Annotated in this window: 14 protein-coding genes, 1 rRNA gene and 1 pseudogene; 4 read left to right on the top strand and 12 right to left on the bottom strand. The window is 47.2% G+C overall.

The features are described from left to right. Positions 1 to 157 precede the first annotated feature (157 nt). Both AC3ARB_RS00890 and AC3ARB_RS00885 read right to left on the bottom strand, forming a co-directional pair. A 16S ribosomal RNA gene (locus AC3ARB_RS00890) occupies positions 158 to 1,701 on the bottom strand. Positions 1,702 to 2,193: 492 nt separating this feature from the next. Continuing rightward, positions 2,194 to 2,429, bottom strand: a pseudogene (locus tag AC3ARB_RS00885) (transposase); the annotation flags it as partial. Positions 2,430 to 2,884: 455 nt separating this feature from the next. Here AC3ARB_RS00885 and AC3ARB_RS00880 point away from each other — a divergent pair. Both AC3ARB_RS00880 and AC3ARB_RS00875 read left to right on the top strand, forming a co-directional pair. Continuing rightward, a complete protein-coding gene (locus AC3ARB_RS00880) occupies positions 2,885 to 3,352 on the top strand; it encodes a sigma-70 family RNA polymerase sigma factor (protein ID WP_488320715.1) in 468 nt (155 codons plus the stop codon). 171 nt (positions 3,353 to 3,523) lie between these two features. Beyond that, entirely contained in the window at positions 3,524 to 4,438 is a 915-nt protein-coding gene (locus AC3ARB_RS00875) for a helix-turn-helix domain-containing protein (protein WP_488320714.1), read from the top strand. Here AC3ARB_RS00875 and AC3ARB_RS00870 read toward each other — a convergent pair. Beyond that, positions 4,435 to 4,644: a hypothetical protein gene (locus AC3ARB_RS00870; protein WP_488320713.1), complete on the bottom strand. Its 210-nt coding sequence runs from the start codon at positions 4,642 to 4,644 to the stop codon at positions 4,435 to 4,437. The genes AC3ARB_RS00875 and AC3ARB_RS00870 overlap by 4 nt on opposite strands. Positions 4,645 to 4,777: 133 nt before the next feature. Here AC3ARB_RS00870 and ruvB point away from each other — a divergent pair, with 133 nt between their 5' ends. Next, positions 4,778 to 5,791, top strand: a complete 1,014-nt coding sequence (gene ruvB / locus AC3ARB_RS00865; protein ID WP_488320712.1) for a Holliday junction branch migration DNA helicase RuvB — start codon at positions 4,778 to 4,780, stop codon at positions 5,789 to 5,791. Positions 5,792 to 5,865: 74 nt separating this feature from the next. Here the strand turns inward: ruvB and AC3ARB_RS00860 are convergent, their stop codons facing one another. The 6 genes from AC3ARB_RS00860 to AC3ARB_RS00835 all read right to left on the bottom strand — a co-directional run bounded on the left by AC3ARB_RS00860 (position 5,866) and on the right by AC3ARB_RS00835 (position 12,288). Continuing rightward, complete coding sequence (locus tag AC3ARB_RS00860) at positions 5,866 to 6,390, bottom strand: hypothetical protein (RefSeq protein WP_488320711.1); 525 nt, start codon at positions 6,388 to 6,390, stop codon at positions 5,866 to 5,868. A gap of 82 nt (positions 6,391 to 6,472) precedes the next feature. Continuing rightward, positions 6,473 to 7,375: an ABC transporter permease gene (locus tag AC3ARB_RS00855; RefSeq protein WP_488320710.1), complete on the bottom strand. Its 903-nt coding sequence runs from the start codon at positions 7,373 to 7,375 to the stop codon at positions 6,473 to 6,475. Between the two features lie 9 nt (positions 7,376 to 7,384). After that, entirely contained in the window at positions 7,385 to 8,341 is a 957-nt protein-coding gene (gene opp4B / locus AC3ARB_RS00850; RefSeq protein WP_488320709.1) for an oligopeptide ABC transporter permease, read from the bottom strand. 2 nt (positions 8,342 to 8,343) lie between these two features. Then, complete coding sequence (locus AC3ARB_RS00845; protein WP_488320708.1) at positions 8,344 to 9,285, bottom strand: ATP-binding cassette domain-containing protein; 942 nt, start codon at positions 9,283 to 9,285, stop codon at positions 8,344 to 8,346. Next, on the bottom strand, positions 9,285 to 10,283 hold the full coding sequence (locus AC3ARB_RS00840; protein WP_488320707.1) for an ABC transporter ATP-binding protein: 999 nt from the start codon (positions 10,281 to 10,283) through the stop codon (positions 9,285 to 9,287). The genes AC3ARB_RS00845 and AC3ARB_RS00840 overlap by 1 nt, the downstream gene beginning before the upstream one ends. A 220-nt stretch (positions 10,284 to 10,503) precedes the next feature. Then, a complete protein-coding gene (locus AC3ARB_RS00835) occupies positions 10,504 to 12,288 on the bottom strand; it encodes an oligopeptide ABC transporter substrate-binding protein (RefSeq protein ID WP_488320706.1) in 1,785 nt (594 codons plus the stop codon). Positions 12,289 to 12,512: 224 nt separating this feature from the next. On the opposite strand from AC3ARB_RS00835, the gene AC3ARB_RS00830 reads away from it, so the two are divergent. Then, entirely contained in the window at positions 12,513 to 13,751 is a 1,239-nt protein-coding gene (locus tag AC3ARB_RS00830; RefSeq protein ID WP_488320705.1) for a D-alanyl-D-alanine carboxypeptidase family protein, read from the top strand. Between the two features lie 198 nt (positions 13,752 to 13,949). Here the strand turns inward: AC3ARB_RS00830 and AC3ARB_RS00825 are convergent, their stop codons facing one another. The 3 genes from AC3ARB_RS00825 to AC3ARB_RS00815 all read right to left on the bottom strand — a co-directional run bounded on the left by AC3ARB_RS00825 (position 13,950) and on the right by AC3ARB_RS00815 (position 16,539). Then, positions 13,950 to 14,831: a class II fructose-bisphosphate aldolase gene (locus tag AC3ARB_RS00825; RefSeq protein WP_488320704.1), complete on the bottom strand. Its 882-nt coding sequence runs from the start codon at positions 14,829 to 14,831 to the stop codon at positions 13,950 to 13,952. A 101-nt stretch (positions 14,832 to 14,932) separates the two neighbouring features. Beyond that, positions 14,933 to 16,219, bottom strand: a complete 1,287-nt coding sequence (locus tag AC3ARB_RS00820; RefSeq protein ID WP_488320703.1) for a DUF3114 domain-containing protein — start codon at positions 16,217 to 16,219, stop codon at positions 14,933 to 14,935. Continuing rightward, on the bottom strand, positions 16,132 to 16,539 hold the full coding sequence (locus tag AC3ARB_RS00815) for a peptide deformylase (RefSeq protein ID WP_488320702.1): 408 nt from the start codon (positions 16,537 to 16,539) through the stop codon (positions 16,132 to 16,134). The genes AC3ARB_RS00820 and AC3ARB_RS00815 overlap by 88 nt, the downstream gene beginning before the upstream one ends. Positions 16,540 to 16,655 lie beyond the last annotated feature (116 nt).

Raw genomic sequence — 16,655 nt, 5'->3', positions numbered from 1 at the left:
TGCGCTAACGCTTCGACAAAGCTTCAACCTGAAGGTTTCGCTTAGCTGAGCTAAGGCCCCTACACTTATGTGTATTGAGTCTTCAATTGTTAAACTGACCCCTCAGAACCAAACAAGACAAACTCAAGTATCCGTTTCCCCATAAGGGGTTCCTTAGAAAGGAGGTGATCCAGCCGCACCTTCCGATACGGCTACCTTGTTACGACTTCACCCCAATCATCTATCCCACCTTAGGCGGCTGGCTCCAAATGGTTACCTCACCGACTTCGGGTGTTACAAACTCTCGTGGTGTGACGGGCGGTGTGTACAAGGCCCGGGAACGTATTCACCGCGGCGTGCTGATCCGCGATTACTAGCGATTCCGACTTCATGTAGGCGAGTTGCAGCCTACAATCCGAACTGAGACTGGCTTTAAGAGATTAGCTTGCCGTCACCGACTTGCGACTCGTTGTACCAGCCATTGTAGCACGTGTGTAGCCCAGGTCATAAGGGGCATGATGATTTGACGTCATCCCCACCTTCCTCCGGTTTATTACCGGCAGTCTCGCTAGAGTGCCCAACTAAATGATGGCAACTAACAATAGGGGTTGCGCTCGTTGCGGGACTTAACCCAACATCTCACGACACGAGCTGACGACAACCATGCACCACCTGTCACCGGTGTGCCGAAGCAAAACCCTATCTCTAGGGCGGGCACCGGGATGTCAAGACCTGGTAAGGTTCTTCGCGTTGCTTCGAATTAAACCACATGCTCCACCGCTTGTGCGGGCCCCCGTCAATTCCTTTGAGTTTCAGCCTTGCGGCCGTACTCCCCAGGCGGAGTGCTTAATGCGTTAGCTCCGGCACTAAGCCCCGGATAGGGCCTAACACCTAGCACTCATCGTTTACGGCGTGGACTACCAGGGTATCTAATCCTGTTCGCTACCCACGCTTTCGAGCCTCAGCGTCAGTTACAGACCAGAGAGCCGCTTTCGCCACCGGTGTTCCTCCATATATCTACGCATTTCACCGCTACACATGGAATTCCACTCTCCCCTTCTGCACTCAAGTTCAACAGTTTCCAAAGCATACAATGGTTGAGCCACTGCCTTTTACTTCAGACTTATTAAACCGCCTGCGCTCGCTTTACGCCCAATAAATCCGGACAACGCTCGGGACCTACGTATTACCGCGGCTGCTGGCACGTAGTTAGCCGTCCCTTTCTGGTAAGATACCGTCACTTGAGTAACTTTCCACTCTACTCAACGTTCTTCTCTTACAACAGAGCTTTACGATCCGAAAACCTTCTTCACTCACGCGGCGTTGCTCGGTCAGGGTTGCCCCCATTGCCGAAGATTCCCTACTGCTGCCTCCCGTAGGAGTCTGGGCCGTGTCTCAGTCCCAGTGTGGCCGATCACCCTCTCAGGTCGGCTATGTATCGAAGCCTTGGTGAGCCGTTACCTCACCAACTAGCTAATACAACGCAGGTCCATCTGATAGTGAAGCAATTGCTCCTTTCAAGCCTCTCTCATGCGAGAAAGACTATTATGCGGTATTAGCTATCGTTTCCAATAGTTATCCCCCGCTATCAGGTAGGTTACCTACGCGTTACTCACCCGTTCGCAACTCATCCAAGGAGCAAGCTCCTCTTCAGCGTTCTACTTGCATGTATTAGGCACGCCGCCAGCGTTCGTCCTGAGCCAGGATCAAACTCTCATATAAAGTTTTATCTTGGTCAGTCTTTACTGACTTATTGTTATTGACGGGATTAAACATCAAATTCAATCCCAACTTGGTTCGTCTTGTTCAGTTCTCAAGGGTCATGACGTCTCTCGCGAGACAACTATCTTATTCTAGCACAGACAGATTTCTTTGTCAACTACTTTTTTTAGTTTTTTTGAAATCTTTTTTTGCACTAGGCGTCTCTTGCGAGACAACTGTTATATCTTAACACATCTGTTCGGGCTTGGCAAGGGGGAAGTTTTATTTTTTTATCATTACTGAGAAAACTCAATTTCACGTTCTCTCAGCCACTCACAAGACATTCTTTTAATGAGTTTCACGTGGGGACCTCTAAAAACTCAATTAACAACATTCAAATCGTTGATTTGATAGACTTTTGACTTGGAAAAATAGTCAAAAAGCTAGTTTTTAGAGGCCCCCATACCTTTCTTTGGCCAAATCTGCTTTAAGCTCATGACTTAATTAACCTAAGGCAGATGTGACAACATCGTTTAGAATATAGCCGACAAGGTCACTAACATATAGACTGTAAAGCCGTAAAACCATACCTGTTTAGAAGCATTGTAACCAATATCGGCTACTCCTTTAAAAATCGAAACCCTGTGATTGCGGACGGATTGACAAAGTGGCAAAGGGAAGCTGTCTATAAGGACAAGGTCGTCGGGATTAACCCTGTCATCCATGGCTTGTCTAAGGTATCTGGACAGTCGTTTTGATAAAAGCGATGGCAAACGTGTGATAATTGACGTAAACTCCATTATACACGATGAGAGTTAGCGGTATTATGTAAGTGGCTCATTGGGATGATCTCCTGTATGTTTTGTCACTTACAGTTTAATCCAAGCGAGCTTTTTTTATACTGAAAAATCAACTAGCACCACAGGTAATTTCTACTTCATCTTTCAAAATTAGTGACCATTTTGAATCCTTGCTTGTGGTACCTACTGTCGCAACAATCAGTTATGAACTAACCTCTTGTAAAATTCAAGAGACATCTGGAAATCCCGCGGTCATCCTTAATATGAAAAACTCTAGTATTATCCCCTATATTGAATTTCTTCAAAAAGCTGCATTTTATTCTAAACAGGACATTTGTGTCCTGTTGTTCTTGTTCGTGAAATGTTACACTAAGATTAATCAAGGAAGAAAGGAAGTTACCCCTATGTTTGATGATTTCAGCCCGCTCTACCAAGTCGTCCGTCCAACAGTCCTTCGCCTCATGAGCCTCTACCATATCCAGCTATGGGACAAATCCGACTGGGACCAAGAAGGGATGTTGGTGCTCTATCAATTATTAGTGGAAGACCCAAGGCTTCGCTACCAGATTCCCCGCCTACGTGTCTACTTCAAAACCAAGTTCACCAATCACGTCAAAGATGCCCTGAGAAAACAAGAGAGCCAAAAACGCCGCTTTAACAAACCCTGCAAGGTTGACATCAGTGAGCTGGCTCACCAGATACCTGCCCGAGGCCTGCTCCTAGATGACTACCTGGTCTGGAAAGACAGCCTAGCACAAGCCAAAAGTCAACTCAGCCCTCAAGAACAGGCCCAATTTGACCAACTCATAACTGGTCGGAGTTTCCAAGGCCGCCGCCAGCTCTGTCGAAAACTTCGTTTACTCCTATCGTAGTGTTACAAAACAAGTCACTTTGAACTTACATTTATATTGCTAATTCTTTGCAAAAATGATACAATTTAGAAAAGGCTTACATGTTTCATGTAACTTTCCTGAATATTCCATGAAACATGTAAACTTCTATAAATATGCTAAAATAATTGCTATACTACAAAGGAGGCTTCTATGGTGGATTTCGGAAAACGTGTCAAAACACTACGCCAGGAAAAACAGCTGACCAAGGAAGAATTCTGTAAAGATGAGACCGAATTGTCTGTTCGGCAACTAACCCGTATCGAGAGTGGGATTAGCACCCCAACTTTGGCAAAGATTGAATTTATCGCTCATCGTTTAGGGGTCAAGATTGGGGCCTTAACTGATGAAACACCCGAACTTCCTGCTCGCTATGAAGAGATTAAATTTCTCCTACTCCGCACCCAAACCTATGGAAATGAGCAAAAAATTAAAGAAAGAGACGCTCTCTTCGCAGAAATCTCTTCCTCTTTTTATGACACACTCCCCGAAGAAGAGCAACTGATTATTGATTGCTTACAAGCTAAAAGTGATGTCAACTTCTCTCGTCAAACAGATTTTGGTGCTGGTATTTTAGCCGACTATTTTGAACAAACCAAGCAAAAAGTTATCTTCTCTGTCAACGATTTGGTTCTACTCAATCTTTACTTCATGTGTTGCATTGTTTCAGAATTAGATGAAAAATTTTATGATAAAGATACCTGCCAACTCATCACCCAGAAACTCTTGCACTCTAAGGACTGCTTCCCCCCAGACAAATGGTTTCTTCTCATCAAATTATTTCTTGAAGCTATTGAGGTCAACACCCTCTCTGGAGTAAGTCAACCAATCGACGATTTATTAGTCGCCAGCCACGACATTATGACACAAACGCAAGACTTTCAATACCTTCCCATGGTCTATATTTTAGAATGGAAATATAGCATTCGGCTTCTAAAAGATTGCGACAGAGCGAAGCAATGTTACAACAAAGCTATTCTTTTTTCACAAATGATTGGAGACAATTATTTGACTGAAAAATTAATAGAAGAGTGGAAGAAAGACTACTCGGGCAGAACTGAGGATTAAACCAACTGCCACACCGAAGCAATGTAAAAAATAATAGAAAAAATTTTTATTTTTCTCTTTTTTTCAATCACTATTACGAATAATCTAATGTCAGAAAAATAATACAGGAGGAACATCACATGTTCAAAAAAATCAAATACCTCTTCTTCGCCGCTCTGCTCTTCAGCATAACACTTCCTCTCGATAGTGCCGTCAACTGGTGGCACGAGTAAGTCTCATCTCCACCATGTAAACCTCTAGGATGTCTTAACAAAGGCAACCTAGAGGTTTTTTGGAGCCGTAATCACCTAATCAACACTCGCGTTTGTCCCAATACAGGTTTTCTGCTATACTAGTCTTATGAACCATTTACTAGACACCGACCAGCTTGCTGGTGAAGAGGCGGTGGAGCGGACCCTTCGCCCCCAGTATTTCCGTGAATACATCGGCCAAGACAAGGTCAAGGACCAACTGGAGATTTTCATCAAGGCTGCTAAGATGAGAGACGAGGCCCTGGACCACGTCCTGCTCTACGGTCCCCCAGGCCTAGGGAAAACCACCATGGCCTTTGTCATCGCCAACGAACTAGGCGTCAACATGAAGCAGACCACGGGCCCCTCCATCGAAAAGGCCGGCGATTTGGTGGCCATCCTCAACGACCTGGAGCCTGGCGACGTCCTCTTCATCGACGAGATTCACCGCATGCCCATGGCCGTGGAGGAGGTCCTCTACTCGGCCATGGAGGACTTTTACATCGATATCATGATTGGGGCGGGGGAAAATAGCAGAGCTGTCCATCTGGACTTGCCCCCCTTTACTCTGATTGGGGCGACCACACGGGCTGGCATGCTCAGCAACCCCCTGCGGGCTCGATTTGGCATCACCGGCCACATGGAGTATTACCAGCTCAGCGATTTAACCGAAATCGTCGAACGGACCGCCAGCATTTTTGACATGGACATCACCCACGAGGCTGCCCAGCAATTGGCACGGCGAAGCCGTGGCACCCCCCGTATCGCCAACCGCCTGCTCAAACGGGTGCGGGATTTTGCCCAGATCAAAGGAGACGGCCAAATCACTGACCAGATTGCCGACCAGGCCCTGACCATGCTGGATGTGGACCAGGAAGGCCTTGACTATGTGGACCAGAAAATCCTCCGCACCATGATTGAGGTCTATCGTGGCGGCCCTGTTGGCCTGGGGACCCTGGCGGTCAACATCGCTGAGGAGCAAGAAACCGTCGAGGATATGTACGAACCCTACCTGATTCAGCAGGGCTTCATCATGCGAACCCGCTCAGGCCGTGTCGCCACGCCCAAGGCCTATGAGCATTTGGGTTATGAGCTCGATAGCAAGACCCCTGACAGACCCTAATATCGCAAAACAGCGACTGAGGATAATCCCCAGCCGCTGTTTTGTTTTCTATCAGATGCTTGTCAGCTCCGTTTCTAAAACAGACGATTTAGTTTATAAAATTGCAGAGCAGCAAGTAGGCCCTTGCCTGTAAAAGCAACCACTAAAAGTAAAACAGTCCACTCTTTGGGAAAAATCGGATAAAGAAGCAAAGAAAATCCTAGACCGCCAGATAAGACTGCTCGGCCACGACGCCAAAAAGGGCTGTCACTCTGATGAGGAGGAAGGTACTTGGCTAGAAGCCAATCTAACCCTGCCAACACCACTAACCAGATGGCAATCACTGTCAAAAGAAGGGCAGTCTGATTCTTCAAAGGAACGATAAAGAGGCTAGTTCCTGCCAAAAGGCTCGCCAAAGGGCACAAAAGTTCCAACCAATGGCGGTCTGGGCGGTCTTTCAACATCAAGCCAGAAAGGTCTGACAAGGCTGCCAAAAACAGGGTCAATGCAGTCAAAAGAAGCAAGAGACCTGGATTAAGTTTCAACTGGATAAAAGCTAGAACCGCAAGCCCAATAAAGGCGAGACTGGCAAGAAGACTACTGTATTTGAAATAAGTCATGATTGTCACTTTCTTCTAAAAAACTCTCGTGACAGGCACGAGAGTTGCAGGGCATCACCAGCTGGTGATTGAGGGGGTAAGATTAACCCAAACGTTGTTTGGCATCAGCTGCACGTTGCAGGGCCTGACCAACGTAGTTAATGCAGAGCATCATCACCAGGATGAAGAGGGCTGCTGGCAACCAAATCCATGTTTTGTTTTCCAAGATTTCCGCGTTACGAGCGTTGGCAATCAAGGTACCCAAACTTGGCACAGTTGCTGGCAAACCAAAACCGAGGTAGGTCAGAGAGGTCTCGATACCGATATTACCCGCAAAGTTGAGGGTCAAGTTAACGATAATCAAGGAACTCAAGTTCGGCAGGATTTCACGGAACATAATCATGAAGTCGCTACTCCCCAAGGTCTTAGAAGCGTTAACGTAGTCAAGACTAGCTTCTGACAGGGTCCGTGTCCTAAAGAGACGGGCCTTACCAGTCCAATAGAAGAGACTCATGATGAAAATGAAATGATAGATGGTGTAGTCTTTGATAACTGTTACAAAAACGATAATCATCATCAAGGTTGGCATAATCATGATAAAGTCAACCAGACGCATCAAGATGCCATCCAAACGGCCCTTGTAGTAACCAGAGATAATCCCCATAGACACCCCGATAATTGAGGTGATGATGGTGATTGAAAAACCGATAACGATTGAATTTCGAGCACCGATAATCAACTGACCGAAGATGTCTTTACCACCTTCATCCGTTCCCAACAAGTGCCCATTAACCCCAGGAGGCAAGTAGCGTCCCAGAAGATTAACTTTCATTACCTCTTCTTGGTTGAGGATGAGAGCTCCGACAAAAACTGTCACCAGGATGCCGACCATCAAAACGAGGGCGCCAAGACCTAGTTTATCCTTGGCAAATTCACGGGCAATAACCCGAAGTCCACCTGGAGGAGTTGAGGCTGCTGTTGCTTTAATTTCTTGTTTCTTAGACATAGCTCCTCCTTACTTCACACGAATACGTGGGTCAACAATGCTCATGATGATGTCTGACAACAAGGTTCCCAGAAGGGTTGCAAAACCAAACATGAGCAAGAGTGCCAAGATAACGCTATAATCCCTTGTTCCAATCGAGTTGGTAAAGAGCAAACCGATACCAGGGTAGGTAAAGATGGATTCGATAAAGATGGAACCACCAATCAAACCAGTCAATTCATAACCCAAGAAGGATGCGATTGGCAAAATAGAGTTACGGAAGATGTGACGGTTGTAAACCACCTTTTCTGGCACACCCTTGGCACGAGCTGTCCGAACAAAGTCTTGAGCCTTGGCATCAATAATCCCTGTCCGCAGGTATTGCACAATACCAACCGTTGACAAAATTGCCAAAGTAAAGGCCGGCAAAAGCATATGGTGCAAACGACTGAGAAGCAAGGCCAAACCAGTCACACCTGAACCAACCGAACCACGAGTTGGGAACCAGCCCAAGGTGAAACCAAAGAGCCAGAGCAAGAGAATGGCAAAGACAAAGGTCGGAATTGAGAAGGTCACAAAGTTGTAAAGACCAATCAAGCGGTCAGCCAAAGAGTTTTGGAAACGACCTGCAATCATACCCAGTGGCAAAGCGATGGCATAGGTCAAAATCATGGTCAAGAGCGATAACCAAATGGTATTGTTCAAGCGTTGCATGATGATGTCAATAACAGGCTGCTTGAAGAAAGTACTCTGACCAAAATCACCTTGGAAGACATTACCAATCCAACGCAGGTACTGAACATGCAATGGATCATAGTAACCAGCCGCACGGCGGAGCTTCTCAATGGTCTCAGGGTCAACAGACGGGTCAATCATCCCCGTAAACGGATCCCCTGGCATCAACTTAGCGATAAAGAAGGCCAACACACTCAAAATAAAGAGCTGGGGAATCATCAAAAGCAAGCGACGTAAAATCGTTTTCCACATGTTTAGTTGCCTCCTTTCGCAGGTAATGCCACCGCATGACCAGCGGTGTAAGCTGTCAAGTCAAAGACACGACCATTGGCATCGTAGTAAATGCCTTGTTTTTCTTGGTATTCTTTCTCCGCCGCAATCCGCTTGAGCTTGTTCGCCTTACGATTGAGGGGGTCAATGGTCGGAATCGCTGACAGCAGACGCTTGGTGTAGATGTGTTGCGGATCAGAGTAGATGTCCTCTTTGCTACCCGTCTCAACGAAACGGCCACGATACATGATGAAGAGCTCATCACACATGTGTTGCACCACCCCAAGGTCGTGGGAAATAAAGAGGTAGGTCAACTTGTACTCTTCCTGGATTCGCTTCATATAGTTGAGCACCTGAGCCTGAACCGACAAGTCAAGGGCCGAAACTGGCTCATCGGCGATAATCAGTTTAGGACTACTGGCCAAGGCACGGGCTACGCCAATACGCTGGCGCTGACCACCAGAGAACTCGTGAGGGTACTTGATAAGTGCTTCTTCAGTCATCCCGATGGTGTCCAAGAGCTGGAGCACCTTACGCTTTTCCTCATCAGGGGACAGGCGGTCAAAGTTACGAATTGGCTCAGCAATAATGTCCAAAATCCGTTTTTTCGGGTTAAAACTCGACAAAGAATCCTGGAAAATCATCTGAACATTTCGACTGAAATCACCACGTTTTCCACGGGGCTTGTTGGTTACATCCTGACCATCGTAAAGAATGCTACCAGAGGTCGCACGCTCTAGACCAATGATGGCCTTACCAATGGTTGACTTACCAGAACCTGACTCACCAACCAGACCGTAGGTCTTGCCTTCTTCGAATTCAAGGTTAACACCATCCACCGCATAAACATGGTCAGTCACACGGTTAAAGAAGCCACTACGGATGGGGTAATGAACTTTCAAATCTTTTACTTCAAGAAATCCCATTAGTTAGCCTCCTCTGGAAATGCAAATGTTTCATGACAAGTACAACGGACAAAGTGATTTGGTCCGATTTCATGCATAGTAGGATCGGCTTCGTGAGCCGAATCCGCTACCCAAGGCACACGCGGTGCAAAACGGCATCCTTGACGAATCATCTTGGTCAATGGTGGTACCAGACCCTCGATAACGTGCAATTCACCATCTTGACCCGCTTGCGGGTTTGATTTGAGCAATGAACGGGTGTAAGGGTGTTTCGGATTGGTGAAAAGTTCCTCAACAGGAGCCACTTCCACAAACTGACCACCATACATCACCGCTACACGGTCAGCCGTCTCAGCCACAACACCCAGGTCATGGGTAATCAGGATAACCCCAGAACCTGTCTCAGCCTGAATATCAGCCAAAAGGTCCAAAATCTGAGCTTGAATGGTCACGTCCAAAGCCGTTGTCGGCTCGTCAGCGATAATAACTGGCGGCTTACAAGATAAGGCAATGGCAATGACAATCCGCTGACGCATACCACCGGATAACTCGTGTGGGTATTGTTTGAAAGTCCGCTTCGGATTTGGGATACCAACCTGAGTTAAAAGCTCTAAAACACGAGCCTCACGAGCTTCAGCATCCAAATCAGTATGGTAGAAAAGTGCCTCATCAATCTGAGCACCAATGGTCATCAAGGGGTTAAGTGATGCCAAAGGATCTTGGAAAATCATCCCAATATCGTTACCACGGATACCATTGTACTCAGCCTCACTGAAGCCGACCAGGTTTTTTCCACCATAGTTGATTTCACCTGAAATCTTGGTGTTCAACGGGTTATGCAAACCCATAATGGCTGTTGCTAGGGTCGATTTACCAGAACCAGACTCTCCGACGACGGCCAAAATCTCATTTTTGTTGAGGTTGATGGATACACCGTCAACCGCATCATGAAACTCATCACCAACGCGGAAGCCAACGTGCAAATCTTTAATCTCTAAAAGCGGCTGTTCAACTGTCACGCTCTATCCTCCTTGCTCTCTCCGGAGTTGTCCGTACTCGACCCCTCCGAGGCATTCTTATATCATCTATTGTCTTATTATTTTAGCTTTTTGTCAAGAGAATTTTCTGAAAAGTCCCAAAAAAGCCAACACATAGGTTGGCTTTTCAGAGGCTTTATCTGCTGTCAACTGGCTAGATTTCCGAAAAACTAGCTAGTTGTTAAAACCAATTTTTTTAAGCTTATTCAGCTACAAGACCCTTGTCAGCAGTCAATTCAAAGGTTTCCCAGTTTGCTTTAGAGTCTGTACCAAGGTACTTGTCATAGTACTTCACACGCTTGTTAACTGCGGTTACAGATTCAGATTCAAAGGTAGGGATGACGAATGCTTGCTCGAAGACATATTCTTGCCATGCGTGGAAGTTTTCAACATTCTTCTTGTCATCGAATGACTCTTTAGAGTCAATAGCTTTCAAGAGCTCAGTGTTCTTGTCGCTCACGTAACGTGACATGTTGAATGATGCCACAGGACCCCACATGCCTGATGGGCTTGGGTCGAAACCAGTTGACCAACCACCAGCATACATATCGATACCAGGGTCGTTGGCTTGAACTTGCTCGTAGAATGAGTTCAACTCAAGGGTACGGCCAGTGTACAACTCAACGTTCAAACCAACTTCTTTCCACCATGCAAGGTATTGTTGAACGAGGGTTTCGTTAGCAGCTGTACGGGTACGGGCAGCAAAGCTAATCTTGAATGGCTTGCCATCTTTACCTTCACGGATACCGTCGCCGTCAACGTCCTTGTAACCAGCTTCATCAAGCAATTTGTTTGCTTTTTCTGGGTCATAAGTGAAGCCAACGTTAGGGTTTTGAAGCTCACCAAAGAATGAGATGATTGGTGATTTAGCTGGGTGGTAAAGGCCGTTATAGAGTGCCTTACCTGCTTCTTCCAAGTTAAGAGCATAAGCAATCGCTTGACGAAGCTTAGGATCGTTCATCTTAGCGTTCTCGTTCATCACGTTCTTCTTAGTCGCGTCATCGTACTTACCAAGGTTGAATGAGATGTACTCGTAAGCTGAGTCACGTTTACCCAATACGGTAATGTTTGAGAAGTCTTTGAAAGAATCCAACTGGTCGTTTGGCATATCAGCGATATCGTAGTTACCAGCTTTCATCTCAGAAACGATGGTGTCTGGAGACACGATATCCATCTTCACGTTGACCTTTGGAGCACCCTTGTAGTAGTGTTCGTTTGGTACATAAGTGATTGACTCACCTTGAACGATTTCTTTGATTTTGAATGGTCCCAAACCAACGATTTTAGCTGTACGAGCGTATTCGCTAGATTCCCAATCTTTAACTGGGATGTCCTTAAAGATGTGTTTTGGAACAACATAGGCAGGAAGGTCACCACCAGCAAGTTGCATTGATGGCGTCATCTCTTTAACTGTAATCTTAACAGTATAATCGTCAACCTTCTCAAGACCTGAGATGCTTGTTGCTGTACCAGCGTTGTACTCCTCTACACCTTCAATGTTTTCGTAAGCAGAACCATAACGACGACCTGTGTAGTCTTTGTGTGACACTGCTTCGATGGCAAAGATGTAGTCATCGATAGTGAATGGGGTACCATCTGACCACTTGTAATCTTTTGAGGTCAGACTAACAGTAACAGTCTTGTTTTCGAGGTCAAACTCAGGCTTAGCCAAACCAGTGTCAATCAGTTTGCGGTCGCCGTCGTACTCAAAGACAGTCATATCAACCAGAGTACCGAATGAGCTATCAATGTTGTTTTCTGTCAACTCGTCAATCAAGAGGCCTGATGCGTTGGCAGCTGAGACGATAGCGTAGTTAAGGGTACCGCCCTCAATCGCTGTACCGTCGTGAGTGACTTCAGTCACGAAAGATGTTTCTGGCTTAGCAGCTTCAGAACCAGAACCACCAGCGTTACCACAAGCAGCAAGAACAGAAGCTGAAAGCAAGGTTACGCCAGCGAGGGCAAACAATTTACTTGTCTTTTTCATGGGAGTTACCTCGTTAATTTTTTTTTTTTCAAACACCGAACTTGGGTTTATGATGTTTATTATACCATAAAGTTTTCTTAAATCAAGCCATTTTTCTGAAAATTTTGTCTATATGTTAAAATTTTTTTATTTTTTTGAATTGTCGCTCTTTCGTTCGTCTTTTTGGCGTTAGCCCATTTTTATGTTATAATGAGATAACTGAAATGACATGTAAGGATGGTGTTATGAAAAAACTAATCATCTGTGCTGCTCTGCTATTGTCCCTCATGGGAAAAAGCGTGCTGGCACTAGACCAGGCCAGTTTACCTGCTCAAGCGGGGATGGCTATCGACGTGCGGACAGGAAAGGTCCTCTACGAAAAAAATGCCGACCAGGTGATGCCGATGGGCAACCTCAGTCGGGTAGCGACCCTATACCTGGTCTATCAGGCGGCCGCCCAAGGGCAAATTAGCTGGGAGGACAAGGTCACTCCTAGCGATTTAGCCTATGAGCTGAGCTACCAACCAGACATATCCTCACTGCAACTGACAGCCGACCACTACACCGTCAAGGATTTAACCAAGGCCAGCCTCATGTCTGCTTCTGTCGCTGCCACTCGGGCCCTAGCTGAACATGTGGCTGGAAGCGATGAGGCAGCAACCCTAAAGATTCGCGAGTTGCTCCGCGACTGGCAGTTGAACAGCGACGGCATCATCAATGCCTCTGCGGTCAACAACGCTTATCTGGGTGAGGAAATCTTGACAGGAAGTCAGGTCGATGAGGAAAACCAGCTCTCCGCTCGGGATGTGATTACCATCAGTTACCGCCTGGTTAAGGATTTCCCAGAGGTGCTCGAGTTGGCCGAAGCCACCCGAGGGAAATTCGGTGGGGATGACCTCTATACCTTCAACTACCTTCTGGAAAACATGCCCCACAACCGCCCCAATGCCTATGGTTTGATGACAGGGTCCTCTGACCAATCAGGCTCCCATCTCATTAGCTTGTCTTACGAGAACCTGATGCAGGTCATGGTGGTCATGATTGATGTAGAGGGCGGACGTGAGGATACCGACAAGCGTTTTGTCGTCGCTAACCACTTTTTAGACCAAATCGGCGACGCCTTCCATTTGCAAAAAGTCATTCCTGCCAGCACCAGTTACAAGGACACGCCTGCTCCTGTTTTAGATGGGGTCAAACCAACCACTTCAGCTGTCACCCTAGATGACTTTTATGTGGTGACAACGCCTGCGACGGTCAACACCTTCCGTCTCAAACCTGTCTTTCCTGATAAGACTAACTACGCCCCTATCAAGGAGGGACAAGTCGTCGGCCAGCTTGTCTTTGACGACCAGGTTCTTATCGGCCAAGGCTATCTAGAAGAGCTGCCAAGCATGCCTCTCGTTACTGAGGAGACGGTCGAACGAACCCACATTTTCGAAGTGATTTGGAATCATTTTGTCCGCTATGTTTTAGAAAATCTCTAAAAAAACAACCCGGGTTCAGATCAGAACTCGGGTTTTTCGCACTCAATGAAGAACCTGCTGGTCCTGTTTAACCGACCACCCCACTCTCCTTAGTAACTGAATACCCTAACTGCTACCAGTAGCGGTGCCCAAATGAGGAACACTAGCCCAAACAAGTTAAAAAGAGCTCCGCTAGGGAACTCTTCTTAATTTGTTTGATTAAGCTTTACCAGCTGAACCGAAAACGTCGATACGTTCTTCGATAGCTTCTTGAACTGCCTTGATACCAGGAGCCAAGAACTTACGTGGGTCGAAGAGTTTCTTGGCATCGTAAGTAGCCTTGTCAGCTGAGTAGTCAGAAGCAAATTTCAAAGTAGCTTCTGCGAAGGCGATTTGACCTTCTGTGTTCACGTTAACTTTAGCAACACCAAGACGGATAGCTTCTTGGATTTGCTCATCAGGGATACCTGAACCACCGTGAAGAACGATTGGGAAACCTGGAACAGCTTCTGTCAATTTCTTCAAGTGCTCAAGGTCAAGACCTTCCCAGTTTTCTGGGTAAGGGCCGTGGATGTTACCGATACCTGCTGCCAAGAAGTCGATACCAGTTGCAACCATAGCGATAGCGTCTTCGATTGGAGCAAGCTCACCTTTACCAACGATACCGTCTTCCTCACCACCGATAGTACCAACTTCAGCCTCAACTGAGATACCTTTAGAGTGAGCCAATTCAACCACTTCTTTAGCTTTCGCCAAGTTTTCTTCAACTGGCAAGTGGGAACCGTCAAACATGATAGACGTGTAACCAGCTTCGATACAGGCAAGAGAGTCTTCGTAGTGACCGTGGTCAAGGTGGATAGCAACTGGAACAGTGATGTTCATTGATTCGATCAAGTTAGCAATCAAGTTGCGAGCAACCTTGTAGCCACCCATGTACTTAGCCGCACCCATAGAGGTTTGAACAAGGATTGGGGCTTTTTTGGCTTCTGCGGCACGCAGGATAGCCTGAGTCCACTCGAGGTTGTTGGTGTTAAATCCGCCGACTGCATAGCCGTTTTCACGGGCTGCTTTGACAAATTCTGCTGCTGAAACTAATGGCATGATGTGCCTCCTTTATTTTTTGGGCCATAGCAGAGCTAAACCCTTACCTGTTAATTTTATCACAGTTGGTCAAAAAATACCAGCCTAGACCGCAAAAAATCTTAATCCATCTTAAATTTCTCTCTAGCCACCTTAATTTCTCGTTCTAATCCTCTCGCTAATCCCTTGACAGCTTGATGACAACTCTGAGCATCCAAGGCATAATGTCCCTTAGCATTATAAAAACTCTCCTTCCAGCCTGGCCTAAATCGCCAGCTACGGTTGGGAGAACGGTAACCTTTGCTCTGACGACGACGAAAGGCAGGGTCATGGGGGCCAACTGGCCAAACGTCCAGCTCCCAGTGCCGTCGATTGGCTCGGCTGGCATAATTGAAACTAGCCCCGTTGACCACACCAGAAACTGTCGCACCGCCTCTGTCCATTAGGTTCAAAAACTTCCCTTTGCTGGACAAGATAAACTCACTATGGTAGTTAATCAGAATTTTGAGATTAACGCTTATCTGGTTTTCTGGGAACATAGGCTGGGCAGCTGGATTGCTGGCCTTAAATCGTCGCTTGTTGTGGAGGCGGGAGGATTCGCCCAAGTCATAGGTCAGCTGGTAGTCATAGCTGGTCAGCCCCAGCCATTCACCCAGACGGTCTCGGGCATCAGCCTGAGCCAAGTAAGTCACCAAGGCCTGGCGGTCGCTCAAACCTGAGCCTCCATAGTGTCGCCTTACCCAATCCGCCTGATAGGTCGATAGCAGGTAACGCAACTGATGGACCTGCCTGGCCAAGAGGTCATCGCTGACCAAGAGGGATTGACCAGGAAAGGCCAGGTCCACCGCCCGAGCCAGAATAGCCCAGAAACGGTCATGGGGTGGCAGGTCCGGCCAGATTCTCCCTAAGAGTTCCACTGTCTGGCTCGGGCGGCCCGATAGTCCCTCTGGGAAGTCTAGGAGGTCCAGCGACAGGACCAGCAACTGCCTAGCCGCTTCCTGATTAGTCAAGCCCGCCTGAAACATGGTCACAAAGGCTGGGCTACCAAATTGTCTCAGCTGCTGGGGCAGGTCTGATAGGGATAGCTCTTTCTGAGTCAGCTGATTGAGATAAGCCACCTGAGAAGCTTGAGGCCAGCCTTGCTTACTGAGTTGGTTTAGACTGCCCCTGATGTCCTCAGCCTCCTCCGGAAGAGCCTCAAGGGCAGCTGCTAGGGCTGGCTCAACAGCAAGTGTCTGGGGCAAAACAGGCTTGCCCGCTCGGCTATTGACCCAAAGAAAAAACAAAGCAAGGAGGAAACAGCCACCAAAGAGCCAGGCTGTCAAATCAGGATTCCCTCCAAATGGTCCAGCTCGTGCTGGCAAATCTGGGCTGGGAAATCGGTCAAGGTCAGGGTCTGTTCCTGCCAATCCTTATCCAAAAAACGGACGGTAATCTGGCGGTAGCGGGTGGTCGGCCGAGTGCCAGTCAAGGACAGGCAGCCCTCCTCGGTCTGGTAGGGGTCCTGCTTGGCCAGAAGAACAGGGTTATACATGACCAGACTGGACAAGCCCAGGTCGATGATGATGACCCGTTTCTGGTAGCCAATCATGTTGGCAGCCAGGCCCACACAGCGGTCGCGATTGGCTGCTAGGGTCGCCACCAGCTCCTGGCCAATATGACGGTCTTGAGGGGTCGCCAGCTGAGAGGGCTGGCTCAAAAAGAGGGGGTCTGTCACAATGGGTTTCATCTTTGTCCTCGCTTTCTAAGAACCTGTACTCACAATCGAAAGAATTGATTGACTGGGCTAGTTTTGGTGCAATCGAGAAACAGTTTTGGCAGAAATACTGCACGTATCGCCAAAAC

The sequence above is a fragment of the Streptococcus sp. ZY171113 genome, from assembly GCF_057748235.1.
The sequence above is the reverse complement of the archived record's forward strand: the minus strand, read 5'-3'. Positions and strand labels throughout refer to the sequence as shown.

Excerpts from the sequence above, each read along its gene's own strand:
- AC3ARB_RS00880 (WP_488320715.1), top strand. The coding sequence starts at position 2,885 with ATGTTTGATGATTTCAGCCCGCTCTACCAAGTCGTCCGTCCAACAGTC.
- AC3ARB_RS00875 (WP_488320714.1), top strand. The coding sequence starts at position 3,524 with ATGGTGGATTTCGGAAAACGTGTCAAAACACTACGCCAGGAAAAACAG.
- ruvB (WP_488320712.1), top strand. The coding sequence starts at position 4,778 with ATGAACCATTTACTAGACACCGACCAGCTTGCTGGTGAAGAGGCGGTG.
- AC3ARB_RS00860 (WP_488320711.1), bottom strand. The coding sequence starts at position 6,390 with ATGACTTATTTCAAATACAGTAGTCTTCTTGCCAGTCTCGCCTTTATT.
- AC3ARB_RS00855 (WP_488320710.1), bottom strand. The coding sequence starts at position 7,375 with ATGTCTAAGAAACAAGAAATTAAAGCAACAGCAGCCTCAACTCCTCCA.
- opp4B (WP_488320709.1), bottom strand. The coding sequence starts at position 8,341 with ATGTGGAAAACGATTTTACGTCGCTTGCTTTTGATGATTCCCCAGCTC.
- AC3ARB_RS00845 (WP_488320708.1), bottom strand. The coding sequence starts at position 9,285 with ATGGGATTTCTTGAAGTAAAAGATTTGAAAGTTCATTACCCCATCCGT.
- AC3ARB_RS00835 (WP_488320706.1), bottom strand. The coding sequence starts at position 12,288 with ATGAAAAAGACAAGTAAATTGTTTGCCCTCGCTGGCGTAACCTTGCTT.
- AC3ARB_RS00830 (WP_488320705.1), top strand. The coding sequence starts at position 12,513 with ATGAAAAAACTAATCATCTGTGCTGCTCTGCTATTGTCCCTCATGGGA.
- AC3ARB_RS00825 (WP_488320704.1), bottom strand. The coding sequence starts at position 14,831 with ATGCCATTAGTTTCAGCAGCAGAATTTGTCAAAGCAGCCCGTGAAAAC.
- AC3ARB_RS00815 (WP_488320702.1), bottom strand. The coding sequence starts at position 16,539 with ATGAAACCCATTGTGACAGACCCCCTCTTTTTGAGCCAGCCCTCTCAG.